The sequence below is a fragment of the Staphylococcus sp. TCBT05 genome (assembly GCF_055179755.1).
In genome coordinates, this window is record NZ_JBUQDQ010000005.1 from 1124437 (window position 1) to 1145717 (window position 21281).

A 21281-nucleotide genomic window follows, 5' to 3' on the forward strand; every position below is an offset into this window, starting at 1 on the left:
ATGTGTAACAAATAAAATGAATTAAAAAAGTAGTGGAATACTTGTTTTATAAGGGTTTTGCGCTACAAAGTGTATTGTTACAATCTCTATTATTACAAAGCTGTAAAATAACAGAAAATTTCAAAATATAATTGATTAGGTAAATTTATTATTTGAAAATACAAAAATACTATAGATTAATTGTGCAGCAGTAGGTCATATTATACATATAAAAAATTGAATTAAGCAGAGATATTGACACCTTTATCAGAAAGTTTTAATATTTAGGTATAAAAATTATACTAGATTTGGAGGTGTTAATAGTGAAGATAGAAATTGGCTTGACCTCTTTTGCAGATAATGGTGATATCTATACAGAACAAGGTAAACAAGATGCAATCAGTAATGCACAAAGAATTCGTAATATAATAGAAGAAATAGAAACAGCAGATCGAAATGGTTTGGATGTCTATGGTCTTGGTGAACACCATAGACCTGATTATGCAGTATCAGATCCAGTAACGGTATTAGCTGCAGCCGCTAGAAATACCAAGCATATTAAATTAACTAGTGCAGTTACTGTATTATCTTCAGATGATCCTGTTAGAGTATATGAACGCTTTTCTACATTAGATGCAGTTTCAAATGGACGTGCCGAAATAATGGTAGGAAGAGGTTCATTTATAGAATCATTTCCACTATTTGGATATAATCTAGATGACTACGAACAGTTATTTAATGAAAAGATTGATTTACTTCTTAAGATTAATCAACATGAAATCGTCAATTGGAAGGGGCATTTACGACCTTCTATTGATAATTTAGGTGTTTATCCTAGAGCTGAACACAATGCATTGCCTATATCAATAGCTACTGGAGGTACTCCGGAATCCTCGTTAAAAGCAGGAGCATTAGGATTACCAATAACTTATGCTATAATTGGTGGAGATCCGAAAAGATTTAGACGTAATATAGACATGTACCAGTCAATTACTGAATCTTATGGACATAAGGTAGATGATTTAAAAATTGCAACACATTCATGGGGCTATATTGCTGATACAGATGAACAAGCGAAGCGTGAATTTTTCCCATCTGTTAAAGCAAGTCATGATATATTGGCTCAAGAACGTGGTTGGCCACCGTATGACCAAAATAGCTTTGAGAGAGAAGCTGGGCCCCACGGTGCCTTGTATGTAGGTAGTCCTGAAACCGTCGCACAAAAGATTATAGAAACAGTGGAAACACTAGGCATAACACGATTCATGTTGCATACCCCTGTTGGTTCGATGCCACATGAAAGAACGATTCGTACTATTGAATTATTAGCAAATCGTGTGAAGCCTATTGTAAATAAATATTTTGAAAATAAATAGAAGGAGCGTTTTTAATGATTTTACGTTATTTAACAAATTTAAAATTAGCAAAAGAATTATATGGAGCAGCAAAACCAAAATTACAAGGTGATCAATCAATGAAAGATACATTTGAAGAAGTGTTTAACTTACCTTCAAATGCAGTACCATTGGCTGGCGCGGTTGAAGCATTAAGTGCTTTATTCTTCGTATTAAGTTTTGGTAGCAAAAAGCTATCACGCCTTGGTTCATTATTAGCAATTTCAGTATTAGGTGTTGCGGCATTTAAACATTTTGAAGCTGGACATGGTAAAGCTGGTGCTAAACATGCGTTAGATTTAACTGGTTTAGCAGCATTAAGCTTACTAGATACTGTAGATTGTAAAAAGAAATAAATCAAAACTATTATAGTTAGATACTTATATGAATATAAGTAAAGTACTTTTGGACATAAATCCTATAAAAATAACACTCAGATGATTGAATTCAATTTATCTGAGTGTTTTTTTGTTCAATATTATATATATTATTGGCTCGCTTTCCTAGGGGCCAGCTTCAGCCTGTAGTCTTCAGCTTGTCCTGTTCCCACAGGAGTCTCGCCAAAATATTTCTTAAAGAAAAGTATTTTACATTAAGATACAAATGTTAAATTTCTATAGGAATGTAAATCATCCAATCCACAAATTTGCACCTATTTTTTGTTCAATATTATATATTATTGGCTCGCTTTCCTAGGGGCCAGCTTCAGCCTGTAGTCTTCAGCTTGTCCTGTTCCCACAGGAGTCTCGCCAAATTATTTCTTAAAGAAAAGTATTTTACATTAAGATACAAATGTTAAATTTCTATAGGAATGTAAATCATCCAATCCACAAATTTGCATCTATTTTTTGTTCAATATTATGTATTGTTGGCTCGCTTTCCTAGGGGCCAGCTTCAGCCTGTAGTCTTCAGCTTGTCCTGTTCCCACAGGAGTCTCGCCAAATTAATGATACTACGTGTTATTTAATACACATTACAAAATTAAAAACAAATAGTATACGTAATATTTTAGTTGTGTTGAATCACTTTAAAAGTATTAAGTTAAGTGAAAAGTGGACATTATGTTAATTTTATCTACATTTATAAATGAAAGATCAATCGAAATGATAAAATATTTTAACTAAAATCATAGCTCGCTCATTTTTTATTAATAAAATGTTGCGTTAACTACTATTGTTTTATTTTTAAAAGTAAATATTAAAAAAATAGTGGGCATTTTTAACATTTTTCATAGCTACTTATATTGAATAGAATGTACGGAATAGTATAAAATTATTATATTAATATATAAGAATCACTTTAGTATATATTAACATCTAGAATAAACATTAGGAGTGGTTATATGGAACAACAAAAGTTTAAAACACTAAATGAACTTATTGCTACTTATCAACAAGGGAAGAAATTCTTTAAGAGTTCTAAAAAGCAATTTAAGTTAAACTATGAAGAAATCTATATTTTGAATTATCTTTATAATTGTAATTCAAATGAAATAACAGCAAAGGAAATTGCACTTTCATCCGATATCAAGCCATATTATTTAACGAAAGCTTTACAGAAATTGATTAAAATGGAATTTTTAAGTAAAAAAAGAAGCCAAATTGACGAAAGAACCGTAGTAGTCTATATAGATGATCAACAACGAGCGAAAATAACTCAAATTATTGAACAATTGCAATCACAATTATAATAACTTTTGTGATTAAAATCATTATATATATTACCTCTATTATGTAAAAATATATTGTAATTTATATTTTGCACTCTAATATATTATTTCTAATGTATGTGATGTGATACAATTAATGACGGTTATGAAAACGCATACATAAAAGGGGTAATATAATGAAATTATTAATCGGGGTATTATTTTTAGGATTAGTATTATACTTATTTACACTATTTACCAGTAAGGCTCCAAAAGGTGGAAAGGCTATGGGAGCTTTAGCCAATGCAGCTATAGCTTCATTTTTGGTTGAAGCCTTTCATAAATATGTGGGTGGAGACTTAATGGGTATGGATTACTTAGGGCAATTAGGTAATATAGCAGGCGGTTTAGGTGGTGTAGCAGCCGCTGGACTCGTCGCTTTAGCATTAGGTGTTTCACCTGTATACGCATTTGTGATAGCAGTAGCGTGTGGCAATATGGATTTATTACCAGGATTTATTGCAGGTTATTTAATGAGTTTTGTTATGCTATGGATAGAAGAAAAATTTCCAGATGGACTGGATTTGATTGCATCAATCGTTATAGTTGCACCATTAGCAAGATTATTAGCAACTGCTTCTACGCCTGTGGTTGATGCGACATTATTACAAATAGGCAATATAATTAAAGATTCTACACATTCTAGTCCTATATTAATGGGGATTGTCTTAGGTGGTATTATCACTGTAGTGGCAACTGCACCACTAAGTTCAATGGCGTTGACTGCGTTATTAGGTCTCACAGGTACACCAATGGCAATCGGTGCATTAGCAGTGTTTGCATCTTCGTTCTTGAACTTTGTGTTATTTAAAAAGCTAAAATTTGGAGATAGAAAGACGACAATTGCTGTCGCTATAGAGCCACTATCACAAGCAGATATTGTTACTGCAAACCCAGTGCCAGTTTATGTGACAAACTTTGTTGGCGGGGCAATTTCTGGTATCATTATCGCATTGTTCGGTTTAGTTAATAATGCAACAGGTACAGCAACGCCCATTGCTGGTTTAATGGTTATGTTTGGGTTTAATAATGCCTTAACAGTAATATTAGTAGCATTGCTATGTGCAATTTGTAGTGGGGTTTGTGGATATCTAGGCGCATTAGTATTTAAACGGTATCCTATTGTGACAAAGGCCGAATTAGCTGATGATGCCATGCCTAAAAAGGTAAAACACTATTATGAATTAAAAAGAAAGTATGCCGAATCTATCGCATAAAATTAAAAGTTTATTCATAAGTCATATACCATCACTAGCAGATAAAGGTAAACTATGTGATGATTGTACTTTATAATAAAGTAAGCCAGTAAATGAATTTATATTCGTTTACTGGCTATTTTTGTCTCATATTTGTTAAGCATATACGAATGTGGTAATAATAACTTTGAATTTAATGTGATCTATATACTACAAATTTGAATAGGCACTGGCTATTCATCATTATTATTACATCGCATAATTAGAATTAATTGGATGTGAATTGTAGATGACGTGTTGTTTTATTTTCTAATTTCGAGAAGATTACTTCAAAAATAATGGCAAGCAACCAGTAAAATGCTGCAGCTATGGAATAAACTGGGATGAATCGATAACCTTCATTTGCAATGACATGGCTAACGGCCATAATTTCAGTTACTTGAACAGCAAATGCTAGAGAAGTCCCTTTTAAAAGCATAATAAATTGGTTTTCAATATTGGGTAAAGCATAACCAAATGCTTGAGGTAAAACGATACGTCTATAAATATTAAATTTAGATAGACCAACTGTTTGAGCCGCCTCTATTTGACTATTTTCTACTGATTGTAAACCACCTTTAATTGATTCGCTCAGATAAGCTACCGCATGAAGTGAAAATACAATAAGTGAAATAATTAATGGTGAAAACATATCAGGATTAATAGATAAATTAAATTGATCATTAAGCAATAAAATTAGTGAAGGTAACCCATAGTAAACAATAAATAATTGTACGATTAAAGGTGTACTTCTGAAAAAAGAGTTATAAATAATAATTAATTGTGATAATACTGGAACGTTTTTTAGTCGTATGATTGCAAAAAGTGTTCCTATGATTAAACCAAATATTATGGCAACTATAGTGATAATTAAAGTGTTGGGAACACCCTTTAATACCTCAAAGATTGTATATAAAATAAATGACATATTTATTCTCCTTATACTTGATATGGTTTTTCTGTTTTATTATGAATTGCAGTGAATACGCCTTGAATTATTAATGCAATCATCCAATAAATAAGGGAGATAACGATATATACTTCTAACATACCGAGCCCATAATTATTACCGATAATGAGTTTAACTTGTCCCATCATATCAATAATACCGATTGTAAATGCTAGAGAGGTATCTTTAACTAATTCGATAATTTGTGTCGTCAAATTAGGAATGCTATTGCGTAAAGCTTGTGGAATGATAATATCTTTCATAATTCTTGGGTAGGATAATCCGACTGTTAGACCAGCTTCTATTTGATCATAATCGACGGATTGATAACCAGCACGTATAATCTCAGAAAGATACGCTCCTGTATGAAATGAAAAGGCTAATACTACAAAAAACATTCTACTAAAATGATTGATATCAATATGAATAAATAATAATAATTGAGGTAATGCAAAATATACTAAAAATAATTGTACTAAGAGTGGTGTACTGCGAATAAATGATAAATATACTCTGACAATAGGTGCAAGGAAAGGTATTTTATTAATACGTATAACAGCTAATAAAAAACCAATAATAATAGAAAATAGTAATGACAATAATATGATACCTAATGTAAGTGGCAATCGTTGCACGACTTGTAAAAATAAGTCAATCCAATTTATTGATGCGCTCATTATTGCACCTCCAATTTATCTTTATCTTCGTTGATTTCGTTTAAACTATCAAAAACGTTTAAATCAAAGTATTTTTTTGACAATGCTTGAAGTTTACCTTCGCGCTTTAATTCTTTAGTTGCTTGATCTATATCATCGTGTAATTTCTGTTGTTTCTTATTATAGACAATATGGAGTGGTTCTTTTTTGACGATGCCACCGATTTTGACATTGGCGTTGATTTGTTCTTGAATTGCTTTATATGTATTCCAATTTAAAAACATTGCATCTCTTCTTTGTTGACTTACCATTTTTAAATTATCTCCATTGGATGGTTCTTGAATTGTATCTATATCGATTTGTTTCTGATGTGATTTGTTATATTGTGTAAGTATTGAGAATAATCCGCCACTTGGAGCCATTGGTGTAAGGCGTTTGCCTGGCAAATCATCTAAGCTATGTATATTATTGTTATCCTTATTAACTACTAATAAAGGTAAAGCATAGCTGTATGGTTCATCTTGATAGAGAAATTGTTTTTCTCGTTCTGGTGTTTTAAAGAACCAATTGATTCCCATATCAAATTTTCCAGCACCAATACCAACTAAATTAGATTCCTCTTCGCCAACTTCATATTTGAAATCATATTGAGGTAATTTTTTCTCTAGCAATTTCATATAATCCATATCTAAACCAACGAATTCATTCTTTTTATTTGTGTATAGGTAAGGTGGATTCACTTCTGCTGACAGTGCAACTTTAACTTCTTGTTTCGATGAGCTATTTTGCGAATTACTATCTTTATCACAAGCTGCCGTTGTCAAAATTAGCAACAATAGTATCGCTAAATAGCAAGAACGTTTAAAGGTCATACATAATCACCTTCTGTTCGTACTTTATTTAAAAAGCGATGTATACGTTCTGAATTAGCCTCTTCTAATACTTCTGTTGGTGTGCCACGATGTGCGATCTTTCCTTCATCTATAAATAGAATTTGGTCAGCAATAGCTTTTGCAAACTCAATCTCATGCGTCACAAGTACCATCGTCATTCCTTTTTCGGCAATTGATTTTATAAGTGTTAATATACTGCGTATTGATTCGGGATCAAGTGCAGATGTAGGTTCATCCAACAATAAAATTTCTGGATTTAACGCTAATGCACGTATGATGCCGATACGTTGACTTTGGCCACCTGAAAGCTGTATTGGATATTTATCTTTATGCTCTAATAAATTAACTTGGGATAAGTATGACTCAGCGATTTCCGTGGCTTTATTTAGGCTCATTTTTTGTCCATATATTAAGCCTTCTGTTATATTTTCTAATATTGTCTTATTTTTAAAGAGGTTATAGTTCTGAAACACCATTGCAGATTTACTACGTAATTGCTTTATATCCTTTTTAGTAAAGTGACTAGCATCAAATGTTGTATCATTAATTTGAATTGTTCCGGATTTGGGTATAGCAAGCGCATTTAATGTTCTTAAGAGCGTAGTTTTACCGGAACCACTAGGACCAATAATGGCTGTTACTGTTCCAGTTTTTTGTGAAAAGCTCACGTCATTTAAAACTTTATGATCCTTGTATTGAAGTTTAAGATTATTTACAGAAATCATTTTGTTGTCCTCCATATATGTATTAATTAAAAACTATCATAATATATCTTATCGGTAAAGTAAGGATTAAATTTTTTAATGACTTTATTTAGATAATGTTGAGTGTTAAACTAAGATTATCATAATAAGAGATTAACTAAGAGGTGATAGAAGTGAATGATTCCGCATTAATACATTCAGATATACAACAAAAGTGGATTCATAAATTTGAAACAATAAAGGAAACATTTCAATCTAGAGCGGCATACAATGACATACATTCTCGCTTTCCTTATGAAAATATAGAATGGCTTGTCAAAGAAGGCTATTCTAAATTAACACTACCAAAAAGCTATGGCGGAGAAGGTGCTACCATTGAAGATATGGTGATTCTGCAAAGTCATCTCGGCGCTATAGATGGTGCTACTGCCTTATCAATAGGCTGGCACTTGAGTGTTGTCGGCCAACTTTATGAACAAGAGTTATGGGAATCACCAATGTTAGAATCATTTGCAGAAGCTGTGAAACAAGGTGCGCTAGTTAATAGAGCGATTAGTGAAGCGGAAACTGGTAGTCCAACTAGAGGCGGTAGACCAGCTTCCCATGCTGTAGAAACAGAAGATGGTTATGTGTTAAATGGAGTTAAAACATTTACATCGATGAGTAAAGGGTTAACCCACTTTGTTGTCAGTGCATATAGTGAATCACTCGAACAAGTAGGGTACTATTTAGTTACAAAGGATATGCAAGGTGTTGAAATTGCTGATAATTGGAATATGCTAGGAATGCGCTCAACTGAAAGTCATGATTTAGTGTTAAATGATGTACACATTCCTAAGGAGAATTTTGTAGAAACGAGAAGTGCTGGCGTTAAGAAACCTAATGGCTGGATTCTACATATTCCGAGTGTATATCTTGGTATTGCACAAGCTGCTAGAGACTATGCAGTAGATTTTGCTAAAAAACATAGTCCAAACAGCATTGAGGGTTGTATTGGAGAACTGCCAACCGTCCAACAAAATATAGGTAAGATGGAATCATTATTATTATCTGCTAGACATTTCTTATGGAGCACCGCACAGCTTTATACATCAGAAGCAACACCGAATGTTTGGAATGAAACATCAGCCTCAAAAGTATTAGTGATGAATCAAGGTCTTGAAGTGATAGATATTGCCATGAGAATTGTTGGTGCTAAGAGCCTTGAGATGGATCGACCTTTACAGCGCTATTATCGTGATATGCGAGCAGGGTTACATAACCCTCCAATGGAAGATATGGCTTATACAAATATTGCTAAGTCAGTACTTGGTTTATTCGAATAAGCTAAGTATTATATATGGCTTTATTTTATAGAAGGATTTGGAATATCAAGGCTAGAGTGAGAGTCTGGGATATTAACTTTCAAACTAAAATAGAATCGATGATTTTTACTGTAAAAATGTAAAAATCATCGATTTTTTTATTATTATCAAATTGATTAGTACTTAGTGCTGTTGTTTTTCTTATATTGATAGCCATTTATGCTAATCTTAGTTCACGTTTTAACCTTGTTATTCCTAGAACTGTTTCTACAAAATGATTTACAATTTGTGGATAGCATTTTCAGGTATAAGTATTTCAGTTTCCTTATTATTTATTTTAAAAAATAAGAGGCAATTATTTTTATACTTATATAGAAATTTTATACGTAGTTTTTTGAATTATTAATTATCACAATACTTGTAAATATTACTATTGTAAAATTACTTTAGAAACTATATAATTACTTTGTAACTGATAATCGTTTTCAATGGAGGGAAATAAATGAAGAAATTATTGTTTCCGTTAATTGCCTTAGTTTTAATTTTGGCAGCTTGCGGTAATAAATCGGATAGCGATTCAAAGAAAGAAGAAACAAAGTCTTATAAATTAGATAGTGGCAAGAGTATCGATGTACCTAAATCACCGAAACGTATTGCGGTTGTTGCACCTACATATGCTGGGGGAGTTAAATACCTTGGTGGGAATATTGTTGCTGTAAACAAGCAAGTAGATAGCAGTAAATTGTTAAAAGATAAATTTAAAGGTGTTACAAAAGTTGGAGATAACGATGTTGAAAAGGTTGCTAAATCAAAACCAGATTTAATTATTGTATATTCTACTGATAAAAACATCAAAAAATACAAAAAAATTGCACCAACAGTTGTATTTGACTATGGTAAACATAAATATCTAGATCAACAAGAAGAATTAGGGAAATTGTTAGGTAAAGAAGATAAAGTTAAAGCTTGGGAAGAAAAGTGGAAAGCTAAAACTAAAAAAGATGGTAAAGAAATCAAAGAAAAAATTGGTTCAGATGCAACAGTATCAATCTTCGATGAATTTGACAAAAAATTATATAGTTACGGACCAAACTGGGGTCGTGGTGGCGAAGTATTATACCAAGCATTCGGTCTAAAAATGCCTGAGAAATTAGACAAGTTAGTTAAAAAAGAAGGCTGGGCTGAAATTAAACAAGAAAAACTTGCAGATTATGCTGGTGATTATATTGTTTCAACAAGTGAAGGTAAAGCTACGCCATCATACGCTAAAACAGATTTATGGAATAATATTCCAGCAGTTAAGGATGGTCATGTAATCAAAGTTCAAGCAGAAACTTATTGGTATAATGATCCATACACATTGGAATATATGAGAAAAGATTTAAAAGAAAAATTATTAAAATAATATAAAGCTATGAAATTGTATTATCAGTAACTTATTAGGGAATTTAGTAAGTGCTTTAAAGCAATATACTTATTAAATGACAATAGACTATTATTATTTTAAGTGTTTGGGACGTAAATCCCATTCTCAAAATAAGAGAGTTAATCCTCAACGGATTAGCTCTCTTTTTACATTTGAAAAAACTTGTGATTAAACGTTGATGCCTAAGTTTAATTTTGATTATACCAATCAATACATTAATGCGTTATTTTTCTAGAAATTACACCTACATGTATTTTTATCCTAACCATCATTGTAAAAATATATTGCATTTTATTGAATCTAAATATATTATTCAATATTGTAAACTGTTTTTATATTAATGTTTACATTAATGGTGAGATAACGAAATTAAGGAGGATGTATTGTGACTACAAAATATTTAGTATATACAGCATTAATGACGGCAATCATTGCTGTGTTAGGTTTTGTTCCAGCAATTCCGTTGCCAATTATGCCTGTACCTATCGTGTTACAAAATATAGGTATATTCTTGGCGGCAATTATCTTAGGGAGAAAGTATGGCACGATAAGTGTGATTGTCTTATTATTACTTGTTGCAGCGGGATTACCATTATTATCTGGTGGCAGAGGTGGTATAGGCGTATTTGCTGGTCCATCTGCTGGTTTCTTATTTATGTATCCAGTTGTTGCATTTCTCATTGGTTTAGTAAGAGACTTATACTTCAAAAAGATTAATTTTATCTTATTATTAGTTACAACTATTATATTTGGGGTAGTATTATTAGATGTAGTAGGTACGCTTATTATGGGCATAATTACTAATATTCCAATGAGTAAATCGATACTTTTATCATTTGCATTTATGCCTGGAGATATAATAAAAGCAATTATTGCAAGCTTAATTGGCAATATATTATTAAATCATAGTCGTTTCCAACAATTATTAAAAACAAACAATTAATTGACAAGGTGTGGTGATGGAGTTGAAAATTTCGATGGATAATATCTTTCAACAAGGAACGATATTTAAAAATGAAAAAGATAAAACGATCTACTTAACTCCGGATGAGCCCTTAGTCTATGATACGAATAAATGGGAATACAAGTATTTACCTTCAATCACAGAGTTTAAACAAGATGTCTTGAAACAAGCTGAATTACATCAGCAACAAGGTTCCGATCATTTAGCATTTGTTTTTCCAGAAAATGTACTACTTTCTGATACGTGGATTAATTTATTAGAGCGAACTGGTTTTGAATTAGGTTTAATGGAATTGTATGCCATTGAAGCTAAGAATTTTCCGCAATCGAACAACACGGACATTGATATCCAATTTGTTTCAGTAGAATCAATTGAGGATTACATACAAATATATAGAACATATGCCTTACCATTTGGCAAAGCATATGCAAATGAGAGTATTCAACTCCTGAGAGCGAGTTATAACATTGATAATAAAGAACGTCTGATAGCTTATAAAGCAGGTCAGCCTGTAGGTATATTGGATATAATCGTTGCGGACAATACAATCGAAATAGATGGCTTTGGTGTGTTACCAAACTTTCAAAGACAAGGAATTGGAACTGTTATGCAGAGTTTTGTAGCTCGTTATGCTGGTGAAAAGCCAATGATTTTGATAGCTGATGGAGAAGATACTGCAAAGGATATGTATATCAAGCAAGGGTATCAGTTTATAAGCTTTAGGTATCAAATAGTAAAAGAGACCATTGAAGATAGTGATATACAATTATAAGTATTTAAATAAAGCTGTAGATGCATTCGAAATTTAAGTTTCGTTAGCGTCTACAGCTTTTATGCGTTCTGGATGGCTGTATACATTAAAGTTACCATCTCTTATAAAACCGACTGCTGTTATATTCAAATCTTGAGCTAATGTGATGGCTAATGTAGTAGGAGCAGATTTTGATAGTATCATGCCTACTCCAATCTTTGCAGCCTTGATTAATATTTCGGATGAGATTCTACCACTAAAGATCAATACTTTATTGCGCACGGGTATATGTCTTTGTATGCAATATCCATATAGTTTATCTAATGCATTATGTCTACCGATATCTTGGCGGTGTTCAAAGAATGTTTCACCATCGCTGATTGCAGCATTATGCAATCCACCTGTTTGCTTAAATACCTTACTTGCACTTTGTAATCTTGTCATCATATTTAAAACTTGAGTCGGTGTTAAGGTGATGTCGGAGAGTGAAGTCTTGGCAACAGCCATATCGTTTTGAAAGTAAAAAGCACGACTTTTTCCACAACATGAAGCAATGGTTCGCTTCGTAGAATATTCAAAACGCTCACCTAGTTCTTTATTTAGATGGACATGAGCAAAGCCCTTACTATCATCAATTTGAATAGATTTCAAATCTGTACTTTTCAATATGGCACCTTCAGATGCTAAAAAACCTAGCACTAGCTCTTCTAAGTGATTAGGACTACAAATAACAGTGGCAAACTCTGAGCCATTTACCATGATAGTTAATGGGAATTCTGTAACATAATGATCTGTTGTTTGGATTAATGCGCCTTGTTCATAACGTACAATGGGTTGATTAGTTAAGACATCTTCATGCATAAGTACACCTCATTTCTTTTCATTTACTAAGTGTAACTTATTTTTAAATGTAAAAAAATAAAACAGATTAATTGTACCAATAGTAGAAAAAACAATCGGTAATGTAAATGGTTGATACCTAAAGAGTAAACAAGTAAACTTAAAGTAAACAATATGAGGTGATACAATGGCGAGTATTAGAGATATAGCAAAAGAGGCAAATGTGAGTCCGGGTACTGTGTCCCGTGTGTTAAATAATGATCCAACACTGTCTGTTGCAGCAACAACACGAGAGAGAATTCATGATGTGGCTAAACGCATGCAATATCAAAAGGTATCACGTAAAAACAAGACAATTCAAATCATCACATATGCTTCACGAGCTAAGGAAATGTCAGATCCATATTACAGAGAAATTAGATTAGCTATTGAAGCAGAAGTAACACGACTCAATTTATCATTGAAACGTACTATTAGAATTGATGGGAGTAGTGGTGTTGTAGATTTCGATAAAGTTGAAAAGGCTGGAGCAATTATCGTGGTAGGTAACTTTTCAGAAGCAGCGATTATCGAATTACAAGCACACAATAATAATATTGTTGTTATTAATAATCCAAATACACCTAAATCTATAGATGCCGTCTATTCAGATTTACATTATGCCATGACAACATTATTAAATGAAATTGAGAAAATGAATTTAAAGCGAGTAGCATATGTAGGTGGTACCCATACAGTTAGGAATCTTGCAGGGGAAGCTAAATTATATAACACAGATCCTAGATATGAAGCTTATACAGCATGGTGTGAAGACCATCATATTGATGCCTTGCCGATAATGAGTGGCTGGGAACAAGAGGATGGCAAATTAGCAGTACAACGTTTTATAGCTGAAGATACTTTGCCAGATGTGTTAATAGCTGGTAATGATATGGTTGCTATTGGTATTTTACAAGAGTTACAAAGTGAAAATATTAAATTACCTGATGAAGTTAAATTAGTAAGCTTTAATGATTTAGAAGTCATTCAATATGCCGTTCCATCAGTTAGTGGGGTACATATACCGGTTGATGAATTTGGTAGAACAGCTGTGCGTATGGCTGAAGAACGTATAAATAAAACACGTAAAATTGCAATTCACGTTGTAGTGGAGGCGCAATTAAATGAACGTACAACCTTCAAAACGATGCATTGAATGAAGTTCATTGACAAAACATTTAGTAAACAAGTAAACTAATTTTAAGTTTACTATATTGAAATAAAATAATGTTACGGACGAAAGTGCGTCACACAATAAGGAGCGGATGGATGATGTTACAAGCAATGCATAAACAATTCGAACGGTTATTTGATAGCAGGGCAGATGTTGCAGCTTTTGCGCCCGGGAGAATTAATCTAATTGGTGAACATACTGATTATAATGGGGGTTATGTTTTTCCTGCTGCAATTGAATTAGGTACGTATGGTTTAGTGTCAAAGCGTTCAGATGATATGGTGCAATTATTTTCAAATAACTTTGAAGATAAGGGGATGATTAGCTTTTCGCTAAATGAGCTAGAATTTGATGATACGCATGATTGGGCCAATTACCCAAAAGGAATTATTAAATACTTGAAAGCACAATTTCCACATATTACTCAGGGCTTTAATATGCTTGTAGAAGGTAATATTCCAAATGGTGCAAGCTTGTCTTCATCAGCATCTATTGAATTATTAACAGGTTGGCTACTAAGACAATTATTTAATTTAGAATTATCAAGGTTAGAATTAATAAAAATGGGTCAGCAAGTTGAAAATAAATTTATGGACGTGAATTCAGGTATTATGGACCAATTTATCATTGGCATGGGTAAAGCTGAACATGCAATTATGTTAGATACAGCAACGTTAAAGTATGACTATGTACCAGCGAAGTTTGGTGATTATGTCATATCGATAATGAATACAAATAAACGTCGGAATTTAACGGAGAGTAAGTACAATGAACGTCGGGCAGAATGTGAATCGGCACTAGAAGCATTAAAACAAAAATTAGATATAGCAGCATTGGGTGAATTGTCAACGGAGCAATTTAAAGCACATCAATATTTAATTGAAAATGATGTTGAATTGCGCCGTGCAAGACATGCAGTCACTGAAAATGAACGTACAAAACAAGCGTTCAAAGCATTAGAAAAAAGTGATTTTACAACCTTTGGTGAATTGTTAAATGCATCACATAACTCATTGAAAAATGACTATGAAGTAACAGGTAAAGAGTTAGATACTTTAGCTGAAACGGCACAAAAGGTAGAAGGTGTATTAGGAGCGAGAATGACTGGTGCAGGGTTTGCTGGCTGTGCAATTGCGCTAGTACATAAAGATAGTATTAAGCAACTAGAATCTGAAGTATCCCAAAAATACCAGGATGATATAGGTTATCTACCATCATTTTATCATGTAGGTATTAGCGAAGGCGTTAAAGAACTAACGATATAAAGAGGAGGAGATTTATGATGTCTGTATTAGTATTGGGTGGAGCCGGTTATATTGGTAGTCATGCTGTTGATCAGCTCATTTCACAAGACTTTGAAGTAATTGTAGTTGATAACTTAGGAACGGGGCATAGAGATGCGGTTCATAAAGATGCGCAATTTTATGAAGGAGATATTAGAGATAAAGCTTTCTTAACTAATGTATTTTCACAACATCAAATTGAAGGTGTGTTTCATTTTTGTGCATATTCGTTAGTAGGAGAATCTGTTCAAAAGCCATTAGCATACTTTAATAATAATGTACAAGGTCTACAGGTATTATTAGAGGTTATGTATGATTATCAAGTAGAACATATTATCTTCTCTTCTACTGCAGCGGTATATGGTGAGCCAGACAACGTACCTATTACAGAAGATGATTCAAAAACGCCTACTAGTCCATATGGTGAAAGTAAATTAATGATGGAAAAAATGATGCGTTGGAGTCATGAAGCATATGGTGTAAATTATGCGGCGTTACGTTATTTCAATGTGGCTGGTGCTAAAGAGGGTGGTTCGATTGGTGAAGATCATAGACCAGAGACACATCTTATTCCTATTGTTCTTGAAGTTGCTTTAGGTCAAAGAGATCATTTGACGATATTTGGTGATGATTATGATACACCAGACGGATCATGTATTAGGGATTATCTTCATGTAGTTGATTTAATCGATGCGCACATCTTAGCCTTTAAATATTTACAAAGTGGTGGAGAATCTGGTGCCTTTAATTTAGGCAGTAGCCAAGGATACTCAGTTTTTGAAATTTTAAAGGCAGCAAGAGAAGTGACGCAACAACCAATTAAAGCCGAAGTAGGAGAGCGAAGAGCAGGTGATCCAAGTAAGTTGATTGCTTCTAGTGATAAAGCTAAGAGGTTACTTGGTTGGCAACCGCAACATGATGATATTAATGACATTATAGCTTCAGCTTGGGCTTGGCATAATCAAAATCCTAATGGTTATCTTGAAGATACGGAGGGATAAAAGATGTTATTAGAGCAACAACTCGTAAATCGCTTTGTGGCATTTGCAATTAAGTATGGTGATTTCGAAAATGAAGATGCTATTTATATACAAAATCGTCTGTTAGCAATATTAAATGCAGAAGGTATTGATCAAAAATTGTCAATGCCTGATTCAATCAATAGCGCGCCTTCTCCAAATGATATTACTCAGTATTGGATTCAACAGGCAATTGAGCAACAAATGATTGAAGATGCTTTATACAATAAAGAAATAATTGAAGCACAAATTCTTGATTTAATAACACCTAAACCATCAATGATTAATCAGCGATTCTTTGAAGCCTATAAGGAAGCACCTCAAAATGCGACAGATTATTTTTATGAAATTTCAAAGCTAAATCATTATGTTAAAGAAGATGCCATAGCGAACAATATTAATTATGAAGTATCGACGGAATATGGGGATATAGAAATTACGATTAACCTATCTAAACCAGAAAAGGATGCTAAACAGATTGCTTTAGCGAAAGAAGCAAAAAGTTCAGCATATCCACAATGTGCATTGTGTATTGAGAATGAAGGGTATAAAGGTTCTGTGCTTCAAGCTGCGCGTACCAATCATCGTATTATAAGAATAGAGTTAGATAATGAACACTTTGGTTTTCAATATTCTCCTTATGCATACTTTCAAGAACATAGTATCGTGTTGTCGGAACAACATGAACCAATGAAAATTAATAAGCAAACATTTAAAAATTTACTGGCGTTTATTGATCAATTTCCACATTACTTTATAGGTTCTAATGCTGATATTCCATTAGTTGGTGGTTCGATATTGTCACATAACCATTATCAAACTGGAAGACACACATTCCCTATGGATAAAGCACGTGAATTAGACCGTTTTTCGCTAGTCCAATTTCCTAGTGTTGAGGCTAGTATTTTAAAATGGCCGATGAGTGTCATTAGATTGAAAAGCGCAGATAAAAATGAACTTATCGAAGCGGCTACTTTTATTATGGATGGTTGGAATCGTTATTCTGATGAAACTGTCCAAATTAAAGCGTTTAGTAATAGTGGTGAGAGACATCATACCATAACACCAATTGCAAGATATCGTAATGGTTTATATGAATTAGATGTTGTATTAAGAGACAATCAGACGTCTAATGAATACCCAGATGGAATTTTTCATCCTCATCAAGATGTTCAACATATCAAGAAAGAAAACATAGGGTTAATCGAAGTAATGGGCACAGCAATCCTTCCTGGCAGATTGAAGGAAGAGCTACAACATGTCAAAGCCTATTTATTAGGTGATAAATATATTGATTTAGGTGTCCATCAATCATGGGCGGATACAATGAAAGCTAATTATAGTATAAATAAGTCTAATGTTGATGAAATTGTAGACAAAGAAGTAGGCTATAAATTTAAACGCGTGTTAGAGGATGCTGGTGTATTTAAACAAACTGAAGTAGGACAGAATGCATTTATGCGCTTTATTCACACATTAGAAAGCACTCAATAATATATCATTGAGCTTGTCAAAAACATTTTTTGGCAAGCTTTTTTGTGAATTTTTTAGCAATTAGTATTGAAAGTATGATTAAAAATTCATTTAGTGAAAATTATTTTATAAATTGTCAATTTAGTTACCCTTTTGTTTTTTAAAAAAGAGGAATATAATAATTCACAAAGGAAGGGGTATTAAATATGAACAAATATTACAAACCATTTTTGATAATGGTCCTAGTATTAAGTGTCATTGTAGCTGGCTGTTCGAATTCATCTGCACAAAAGAGTGACAACAAAAAAAGTAGCCAAAATAAAAAGCAAACGTTACAAATTTCTGCTGCAGCTAGTTTAACAGATGTTACAAAAGATTTAGAGCAAGCATTTGAGAAACAGCATAAAGATGTTGATATAAGCTTTAACTATGGTGGTTCTGGTGCGCTGAGACAACAAATAGAAAAAGGTGCGCCAACCGATGTGTTAATGTCTGCTAATACAAAGGATGTCGACGCTTTAACTGAGCAAAATAAAGCGCATCATACATATAATTACGCAAAAAACAAATTAATATTAATCGGTGATGATAAACATAAGTATCATCAAGTTAGTGATTTACAACAAGGAGATAAATTAGCAATAGGAGAAGTGAAATCAGTACCAGCTGGGAAATATGCAGAGCAATATTTGAAATCACAAGGGTTATATAAGCAAGTACAAGATCATATTGTTTATGCTAAAGATGTCAGACAGGTATTGAATTATGTTGATAAAGGTAATGCGCAACTCGGTTATGTATATAAAACAGATTTATATCAAAATCAACAGAATGGTAATGATAAAGTTAAAGAAATTGCTGATGCTAAGTTGAAAAAGCCAATTATTTATAAAGCGGCTACAACATCTAATAAGAAGATGGCAAAAGAATGGGTAGATTTCTTGAAAACAAATAAAGCGAAATCAATCTTGAAGAAATATAAATTTGAAGCATAAAGTAGGAGGTTAACGAGATGCCAGATATTACTCCATTTTGGATATCTTTAAAAGTAGCTATATCGAGTACACTGATTGTATTAATACTTGGTATTCTCATTGCAAGATGGCTATATCAAAGGCATGGTGTAATGGCGCGAGTTATAGAGAGCTTTATTGTGTTGCCTATTGTATTGCCTCCTACCGTTATGGGTTTTATATTGCTTATTATCTTTTCGCCAAAGTATCCGCTAGGTCATTTTTTTACACAAGTACTCCATATACCTGTCGTCTTTACCTTAACTGGTGCAATCATAGCTTCTACGATTGTTAGTTTGCCATTGATGTATCAACATACGGTGCAAGGGTTTCGTAATATTGATACGAAGATGCTGAATACTGCAAGAACTATGGGAGCCAGTGAGTTAAAAATATTTTTCAAGTTAACATTACCGTTATCTAAGCGCGCTGTGTTATCAGGTGTAATGATGAGTTTCGCACGAGCGATTGGCGAATTTGGCGCGACGCTGATGGTTGCTGGCTATATTCCAAATAAGACGAACACATTACCACTTGAGATATATTTTTTAGTAGAACAGGGCAAGGAAAATCAAGCATGGTTATGGGTTATTGTATTAGTGGCATTTGCTATAACTGTAATTGGCACGATAAACCTTATGCATAGAGAGCGTTTTAAGGAGGGGACTTAATTGATAGATATTCATATAGTCCAACAGGTTAGAGATTATCGTTTGAAAGTGAATATTAACGATGAGCAACCGCGAATATATGCGCTAACAGGTCCTTCTGGTATTGGTAAAACAACAGTGTTAAATATTATTGCGGGGTTAACTCCGGCTGCCAAAGGTTACATTAAAGTTAATGGTCGTGTGTTAACAGATACTGAACTAGGCGTTCAAGTGAAAATTCAACAACGACGTATTGCGTATTTATTTCAAGATTATCAATTATTTCCAAATATGACAGTGATGCAAAATTTAACCTTTATGTCACGACATTCTTCACATATCACAGAATTAGCTAAGCAATTAAATATTGCGCATTTAACAAGTCAATACCCAAGCAGCTTGTCAGGGGGAGAAGCTCAAAGAGTTGCACTTGCACGTGCATTGACTACGAAACCTGATTTAATATTGTTAGATGAGCCTTTTTCAAGTTTGGATGATAATACGAAAAATGAAAGCATTGACTTAGTTAAACAAATATTCAATTTATGGAAAATACCTATTATCTTTGTTACACATTCACATTATGAAGCAGAAACGTTGGCGGATGAAATTATTACTTTAAAGCATGAATTATAGCTATAAAATATAACTCATTATCAGAAGTTAATCTGGTCATAATAAAGATGTGTTGAAGTTATATAACTTTAATATTGTGCCATTTAAGCATGTAATAGTTCCATATACACAGTAGATTGAATAATGAACGTGTATATATCGAGAAAATCGAAAAGCAGGATTAGATCATTTAAGCATCGTAGCTAATTAAGTGGCGTATGTTAAATAAAAAGTCGGTAACTGAAATTGTAAAAACTCAGTTGCCGACTTTTCTCTTGGGAAAATATTCCTGACAATATACTATTTAATTTCCATTTAAGTTATTCTAATTTATAAAAAACCACTATATAGCGTTTAGTATAGCTTTAAGGTTATGTGTCGAAAATCGAATTGTTAGATGTCAGTGTTTAATCTTGGTTGTTATCTGGAATTGGGAAGTAATCGAATATTTTACCAGATGCTAATGCTTTGCTAAGTGTTGAGAGCCAATCATAATAAACCTTTGAATGCTCAATCTGTTCTAAAACTTCATAGGCTTCTTCTTTTACTTCAGTAGTTGCTGTTTCCGAATGAATGATTGGATTAAGAATGGCTTCGGCTTTATGTATGGCTTCTAAATTAAGTTTGATTTCTCGTTTCCATTTTTGTGAAAAGAAATTTCCAAAAAAGGTGAAGAAATCTTTTTCGGCAGTAAAATGTTGTTTTCTACTCCCTCTAATAAATTCTTGTTTCACGCCGTCAAATTCTTGCAATCGTTTTACACCTGCACTCATGCTGGGTTTGCTCATTTGCAATTCATAACGCATTTCATCCAATGTCATACTTTTTTGCTCAAAAACCATCGTTCCATATAAATTACCTACACTTCTATTTACACCATATAAGTCCATTGTTTCACCAATAGAATTAATAACAATATCTTTTGCTTTTTCTAATTGCTCTTCATAGCCCTTTGAACGTGCCATTTATCCACCTCCATATCAAATCTTATATATTGTACCATGAACAGTATTTCGAAAGATATTCTTTAAAGTAAACAATTTAATACATTTTTAATTTTGTTATCTATAACACAAGCTAAAAGGTGTTGTAAGTGTGTCAAAGTATGGCAAATGACTGTTCACTGAATAAGTGAGTTATGCGACTATAATTGTATTAGGGAATTCACTTATTTTTATTTTATATAATTACTAAACGTTGTTACATTGAAGT

General features: G+C 32.8%; 21 protein-coding genes. 15 read left to right on the forward strand and 6 right to left on the reverse strand.

Going from position 1 to position 21281, the window contains the following annotated elements:
* The first annotated feature begins 302 nt into the window (after positions 1–302).
* The 4 genes from ACY191_RS05010 to ACY191_RS05025 all read left to right on the forward strand — a co-directional run bounded on the left by ACY191_RS05010 (position 303) and on the right by ACY191_RS05025 (position 4298).
* Complete coding sequence (locus ACY191_RS05010; protein ID WP_463269911.1) at positions 303–1355, forward strand: LLM class flavin-dependent oxidoreductase; 1053 nt, start codon at positions 303–305, stop codon at positions 1353–1355.
* A 14-nt stretch (positions 1356–1369) separates the two neighbouring features.
* Positions 1370–1729, forward strand: a complete 360-nt coding sequence (locus ACY191_RS05015) for a DoxX family protein (protein WP_042739127.1) — start codon at positions 1370–1372, stop codon at positions 1727–1729.
* Between the two features lie 986 nt (positions 1730–2715).
* Positions 2716–3063 carry a transcriptional regulator, SarA/Rot family gene (locus ACY191_RS05020; RefSeq protein WP_229366622.1) on the forward strand — a complete coding sequence of 116 codons (348 nt, stop codon included), beginning with the start codon at positions 2716–2718 and terminating at the stop codon, positions 3061–3063.
* A gap of 155 nt (positions 3064–3218) precedes the next feature.
* Complete coding sequence (locus ACY191_RS05025; protein WP_107527606.1) at positions 3219–4298, forward strand: PTS sugar transporter subunit IIC; 1080 nt, start codon at positions 3219–3221, stop codon at positions 4296–4298.
* A gap of 247 nt (positions 4299–4545) precedes the next feature.
* Here the strand turns inward: ACY191_RS05025 and ACY191_RS05030 are convergent, their stop codons facing one another.
* The 4 genes from ACY191_RS05030 to ACY191_RS05045 are packed head-to-tail and all read right to left on the reverse strand — an operon-like array spanning position 4546 to position 7539.
* The gene (locus ACY191_RS05030; RefSeq protein WP_229366623.1) at positions 4546–5244 is read right to left on the reverse strand and encodes an amino acid ABC transporter permease; all 699 of its coding nucleotides are present in this window, start codon (positions 5242–5244) and stop codon (positions 4546–4548) included.
* A gap of 11 nt (positions 5245–5255) precedes the next feature.
* Entirely contained in the window at positions 5256–5942 is a 687-nt protein-coding gene (locus tag ACY191_RS05035) for an amino acid ABC transporter permease (protein WP_042739123.1), read from the reverse strand.
* Positions 5942–6793, reverse strand: coding sequence for an amino acid ABC transporter substrate-binding protein (locus tag ACY191_RS05040; RefSeq protein WP_229366624.1), 852 nt, complete (start codon positions 6791–6793; stop codon positions 5942–5944). Before ACY191_RS05040 ends, ACY191_RS05035 begins: the two co-directional genes overlap by 1 nt.
* Positions 6790–7539, reverse strand: a complete 750-nt coding sequence (locus ACY191_RS05045; protein WP_042739121.1) for an amino acid ABC transporter ATP-binding protein — start codon at positions 7537–7539, stop codon at positions 6790–6792. Before ACY191_RS05045 ends, ACY191_RS05040 begins: the two co-directional genes overlap by 4 nt.
* Before the next feature lie 152 nt (positions 7540–7691).
* Here ACY191_RS05045 and ACY191_RS05050 point away from each other — a divergent pair, with 152 nt between their 5' ends.
* From ACY191_RS05050 to ACY191_RS05065, 4 genes are all read left to right on the forward strand, one after another.
* Positions 7692–8843 (forward strand): acyl-CoA dehydrogenase family protein, encoded by a 1152-nt coding sequence (locus ACY191_RS05050; protein ID WP_042739120.1) that lies wholly within the window; start codon positions 7692–7694, stop codon positions 8841–8843.
* Between the two features lie 481 nt (positions 8844–9324).
* Entirely contained in the window at positions 9325–10227 is a 903-nt protein-coding gene (locus tag ACY191_RS05055) for an ABC transporter substrate-binding protein (RefSeq protein ID WP_229366625.1), read from the forward strand.
* A gap of 406 nt (positions 10228–10633) precedes the next feature.
* Positions 10634–11191, forward strand: coding sequence for a biotin transporter BioY (locus ACY191_RS05060; protein WP_042739118.1), 558 nt, complete (start codon positions 10634–10636; stop codon positions 11189–11191).
* Positions 11192–11225: 34 nt separating this feature from the next.
* The gene (locus ACY191_RS05065) at positions 11226–11984 is read left to right on the forward strand and encodes a GNAT family N-acetyltransferase (RefSeq protein WP_463269912.1); all 759 of its coding nucleotides are present in this window, start codon (positions 11226–11228) and stop codon (positions 11982–11984) included.
* 33 nt (positions 11985–12017) lie between these two features.
* On the opposite strand, the gene fdhD is transcribed toward ACY191_RS05065, so the two are convergent.
* Positions 12018–12824 (reverse strand): formate dehydrogenase accessory sulfurtransferase FdhD, encoded by an 807-nt coding sequence (gene fdhD, locus ACY191_RS05070; RefSeq protein WP_042739116.1) that lies wholly within the window; start codon positions 12822–12824, stop codon positions 12018–12020.
* Between the two features lie 166 nt (positions 12825–12990).
* On the opposite strand from fdhD, the gene ACY191_RS05075 reads away from it, so the two are divergent.
* From ACY191_RS05075 to ACY191_RS05105, 7 genes are all read left to right on the forward strand, one after another.
* Positions 12991–13998 carry a LacI family DNA-binding transcriptional regulator gene (locus ACY191_RS05075; protein ID WP_229366627.1) on the forward strand — a complete coding sequence of 336 codons (1008 nt, stop codon included), beginning with the start codon at positions 12991–12993 and terminating at the stop codon, positions 13996–13998.
* Positions 13999–14114: 116 nt separating this feature from the next.
* Positions 14115–15281 (forward strand): galactokinase, encoded by a 1167-nt coding sequence (locus ACY191_RS05080; RefSeq protein WP_463269919.1) that lies wholly within the window; start codon positions 14115–14117, stop codon positions 15279–15281.
* A gap of 17 nt (positions 15282–15298) precedes the next feature.
* On the forward strand, positions 15299–16300 hold the full coding sequence (galE, locus tag ACY191_RS05085) for a UDP-glucose 4-epimerase GalE (RefSeq protein WP_042739150.1): 1002 nt from the start codon (positions 15299–15301) through the stop codon (positions 16298–16300).
* Positions 16301–16303: 3 nt separating this feature from the next.
* Complete coding sequence (gene galT / locus ACY191_RS05090) at positions 16304–17812, forward strand: UDP-glucose--hexose-1-phosphate uridylyltransferase (protein ID WP_229366628.1); 1509 nt, start codon at positions 16304–16306, stop codon at positions 17810–17812.
* A 185-nt stretch (positions 17813–17997) separates the two neighbouring features.
* Complete coding sequence (modA, locus tag ACY191_RS05095; RefSeq protein WP_042739113.1) at positions 17998–18786, forward strand: molybdate ABC transporter substrate-binding protein; 789 nt, start codon at positions 17998–18000, stop codon at positions 18784–18786.
* Between the two features lie 17 nt (positions 18787–18803).
* Complete coding sequence (modB, locus tag ACY191_RS05100; RefSeq protein ID WP_042739112.1) at positions 18804–19475, forward strand: molybdate ABC transporter permease subunit; 672 nt, start codon at positions 18804–18806, stop codon at positions 19473–19475.
* Positions 19476–20090, forward strand: coding sequence for an ATP-binding cassette domain-containing protein (locus tag ACY191_RS05105; RefSeq protein WP_042739111.1), 615 nt, complete (start codon positions 19476–19478; stop codon positions 20088–20090). It begins immediately after the preceding gene.
* A gap of 386 nt (positions 20091–20476) precedes the next feature.
* Here ACY191_RS05105 and cudC read toward each other — a convergent pair whose 3' ends face one another.
* Positions 20477–21034: a choline uptake/conversion transcriptional regulator CudC gene (gene cudC, locus ACY191_RS05110; protein ID WP_042739110.1), complete on the reverse strand. Its 558-nt coding sequence runs from the start codon at positions 21032–21034 to the stop codon at positions 20477–20479.
* Positions 21035–21281 lie beyond the last annotated feature (247 nt).

What these genes read in the sequence shown, in the direction of transcription:
- ACY191_RS05015 (WP_042739127.1), top strand. Translation starts at nt 1,370, where the DNA reads ATGATTTTACGTTATTTAACAAATTTAAAATTAGCAAAAGAATTATAT.
- ACY191_RS05020 (WP_229366622.1), top strand. Translation starts at nt 2,716, where the DNA reads ATGGAACAACAAAAGTTTAAAACACTAAATGAACTTATTGCTACTTAT.
- ACY191_RS05025 (WP_107527606.1), top strand. Translation starts at nt 3,219, where the DNA reads ATGAAATTATTAATCGGGGTATTATTTTTAGGATTAGTATTATACTTA.
- ACY191_RS05030 (WP_229366623.1), bottom strand. Translation starts at nt 5,244, where the DNA reads ATGTCATTTATTTTATATACAATCTTTGAGGTATTAAAGGGTGTTCCC.
- ACY191_RS05035 (WP_042739123.1), bottom strand. Translation starts at nt 5,942, where the DNA reads ATGAGCGCATCAATAAATTGGATTGACTTATTTTTACAAGTCGTGCAA.
- ACY191_RS05040 (WP_229366624.1), bottom strand. Translation starts at nt 6,793, where the DNA reads ATGACCTTTAAACGTTCTTGCTATTTAGCGATACTATTGTTGCTAATT.
- ACY191_RS05045 (WP_042739121.1), bottom strand. Translation starts at nt 7,539, where the DNA reads ATGATTTCTGTAAATAATCTTAAACTTCAATACAAGGATCATAAAGTT.
- ACY191_RS05055 (WP_229366625.1), top strand. Translation starts at nt 9,325, where the DNA reads ATGAAGAAATTATTGTTTCCGTTAATTGCCTTAGTTTTAATTTTGGCA.
- ACY191_RS05065 (WP_463269912.1), top strand. Translation starts at nt 11,226, where the DNA reads ATGGATAATATCTTTCAACAAGGAACGATATTTAAAAATGAAAAAGAT.
- fdhD (WP_042739116.1), bottom strand. Translation starts at nt 12,824, where the DNA reads ATGCATGAAGATGTCTTAACTAATCAACCCATTGTACGTTATGAACAA.
- ACY191_RS05075 (WP_229366627.1), top strand. Translation starts at nt 12,991, where the DNA reads ATGGCGAGTATTAGAGATATAGCAAAAGAGGCAAATGTGAGTCCGGGT.
- ACY191_RS05080 (WP_463269919.1), top strand. Translation starts at nt 14,115, where the DNA reads ATGTTACAAGCAATGCATAAACAATTCGAACGGTTATTTGATAGCAGG.
- galE (WP_042739150.1), top strand. Translation starts at nt 15,299, where the DNA reads ATGTCTGTATTAGTATTGGGTGGAGCCGGTTATATTGGTAGTCATGCT.
- galT (WP_229366628.1), top strand. Translation starts at nt 16,304, where the DNA reads ATGTTATTAGAGCAACAACTCGTAAATCGCTTTGTGGCATTTGCAATT.
- modA (WP_042739113.1), top strand. Translation starts at nt 17,998, where the DNA reads ATGAACAAATATTACAAACCATTTTTGATAATGGTCCTAGTATTAAGT.
- modB (WP_042739112.1), top strand. Translation starts at nt 18,804, where the DNA reads ATGCCAGATATTACTCCATTTTGGATATCTTTAAAAGTAGCTATATCG.
- cudC (WP_042739110.1), bottom strand. Translation starts at nt 21,034, where the DNA reads ATGGCACGTTCAAAGGGCTATGAAGAGCAATTAGAAAAAGCAAAAGAT.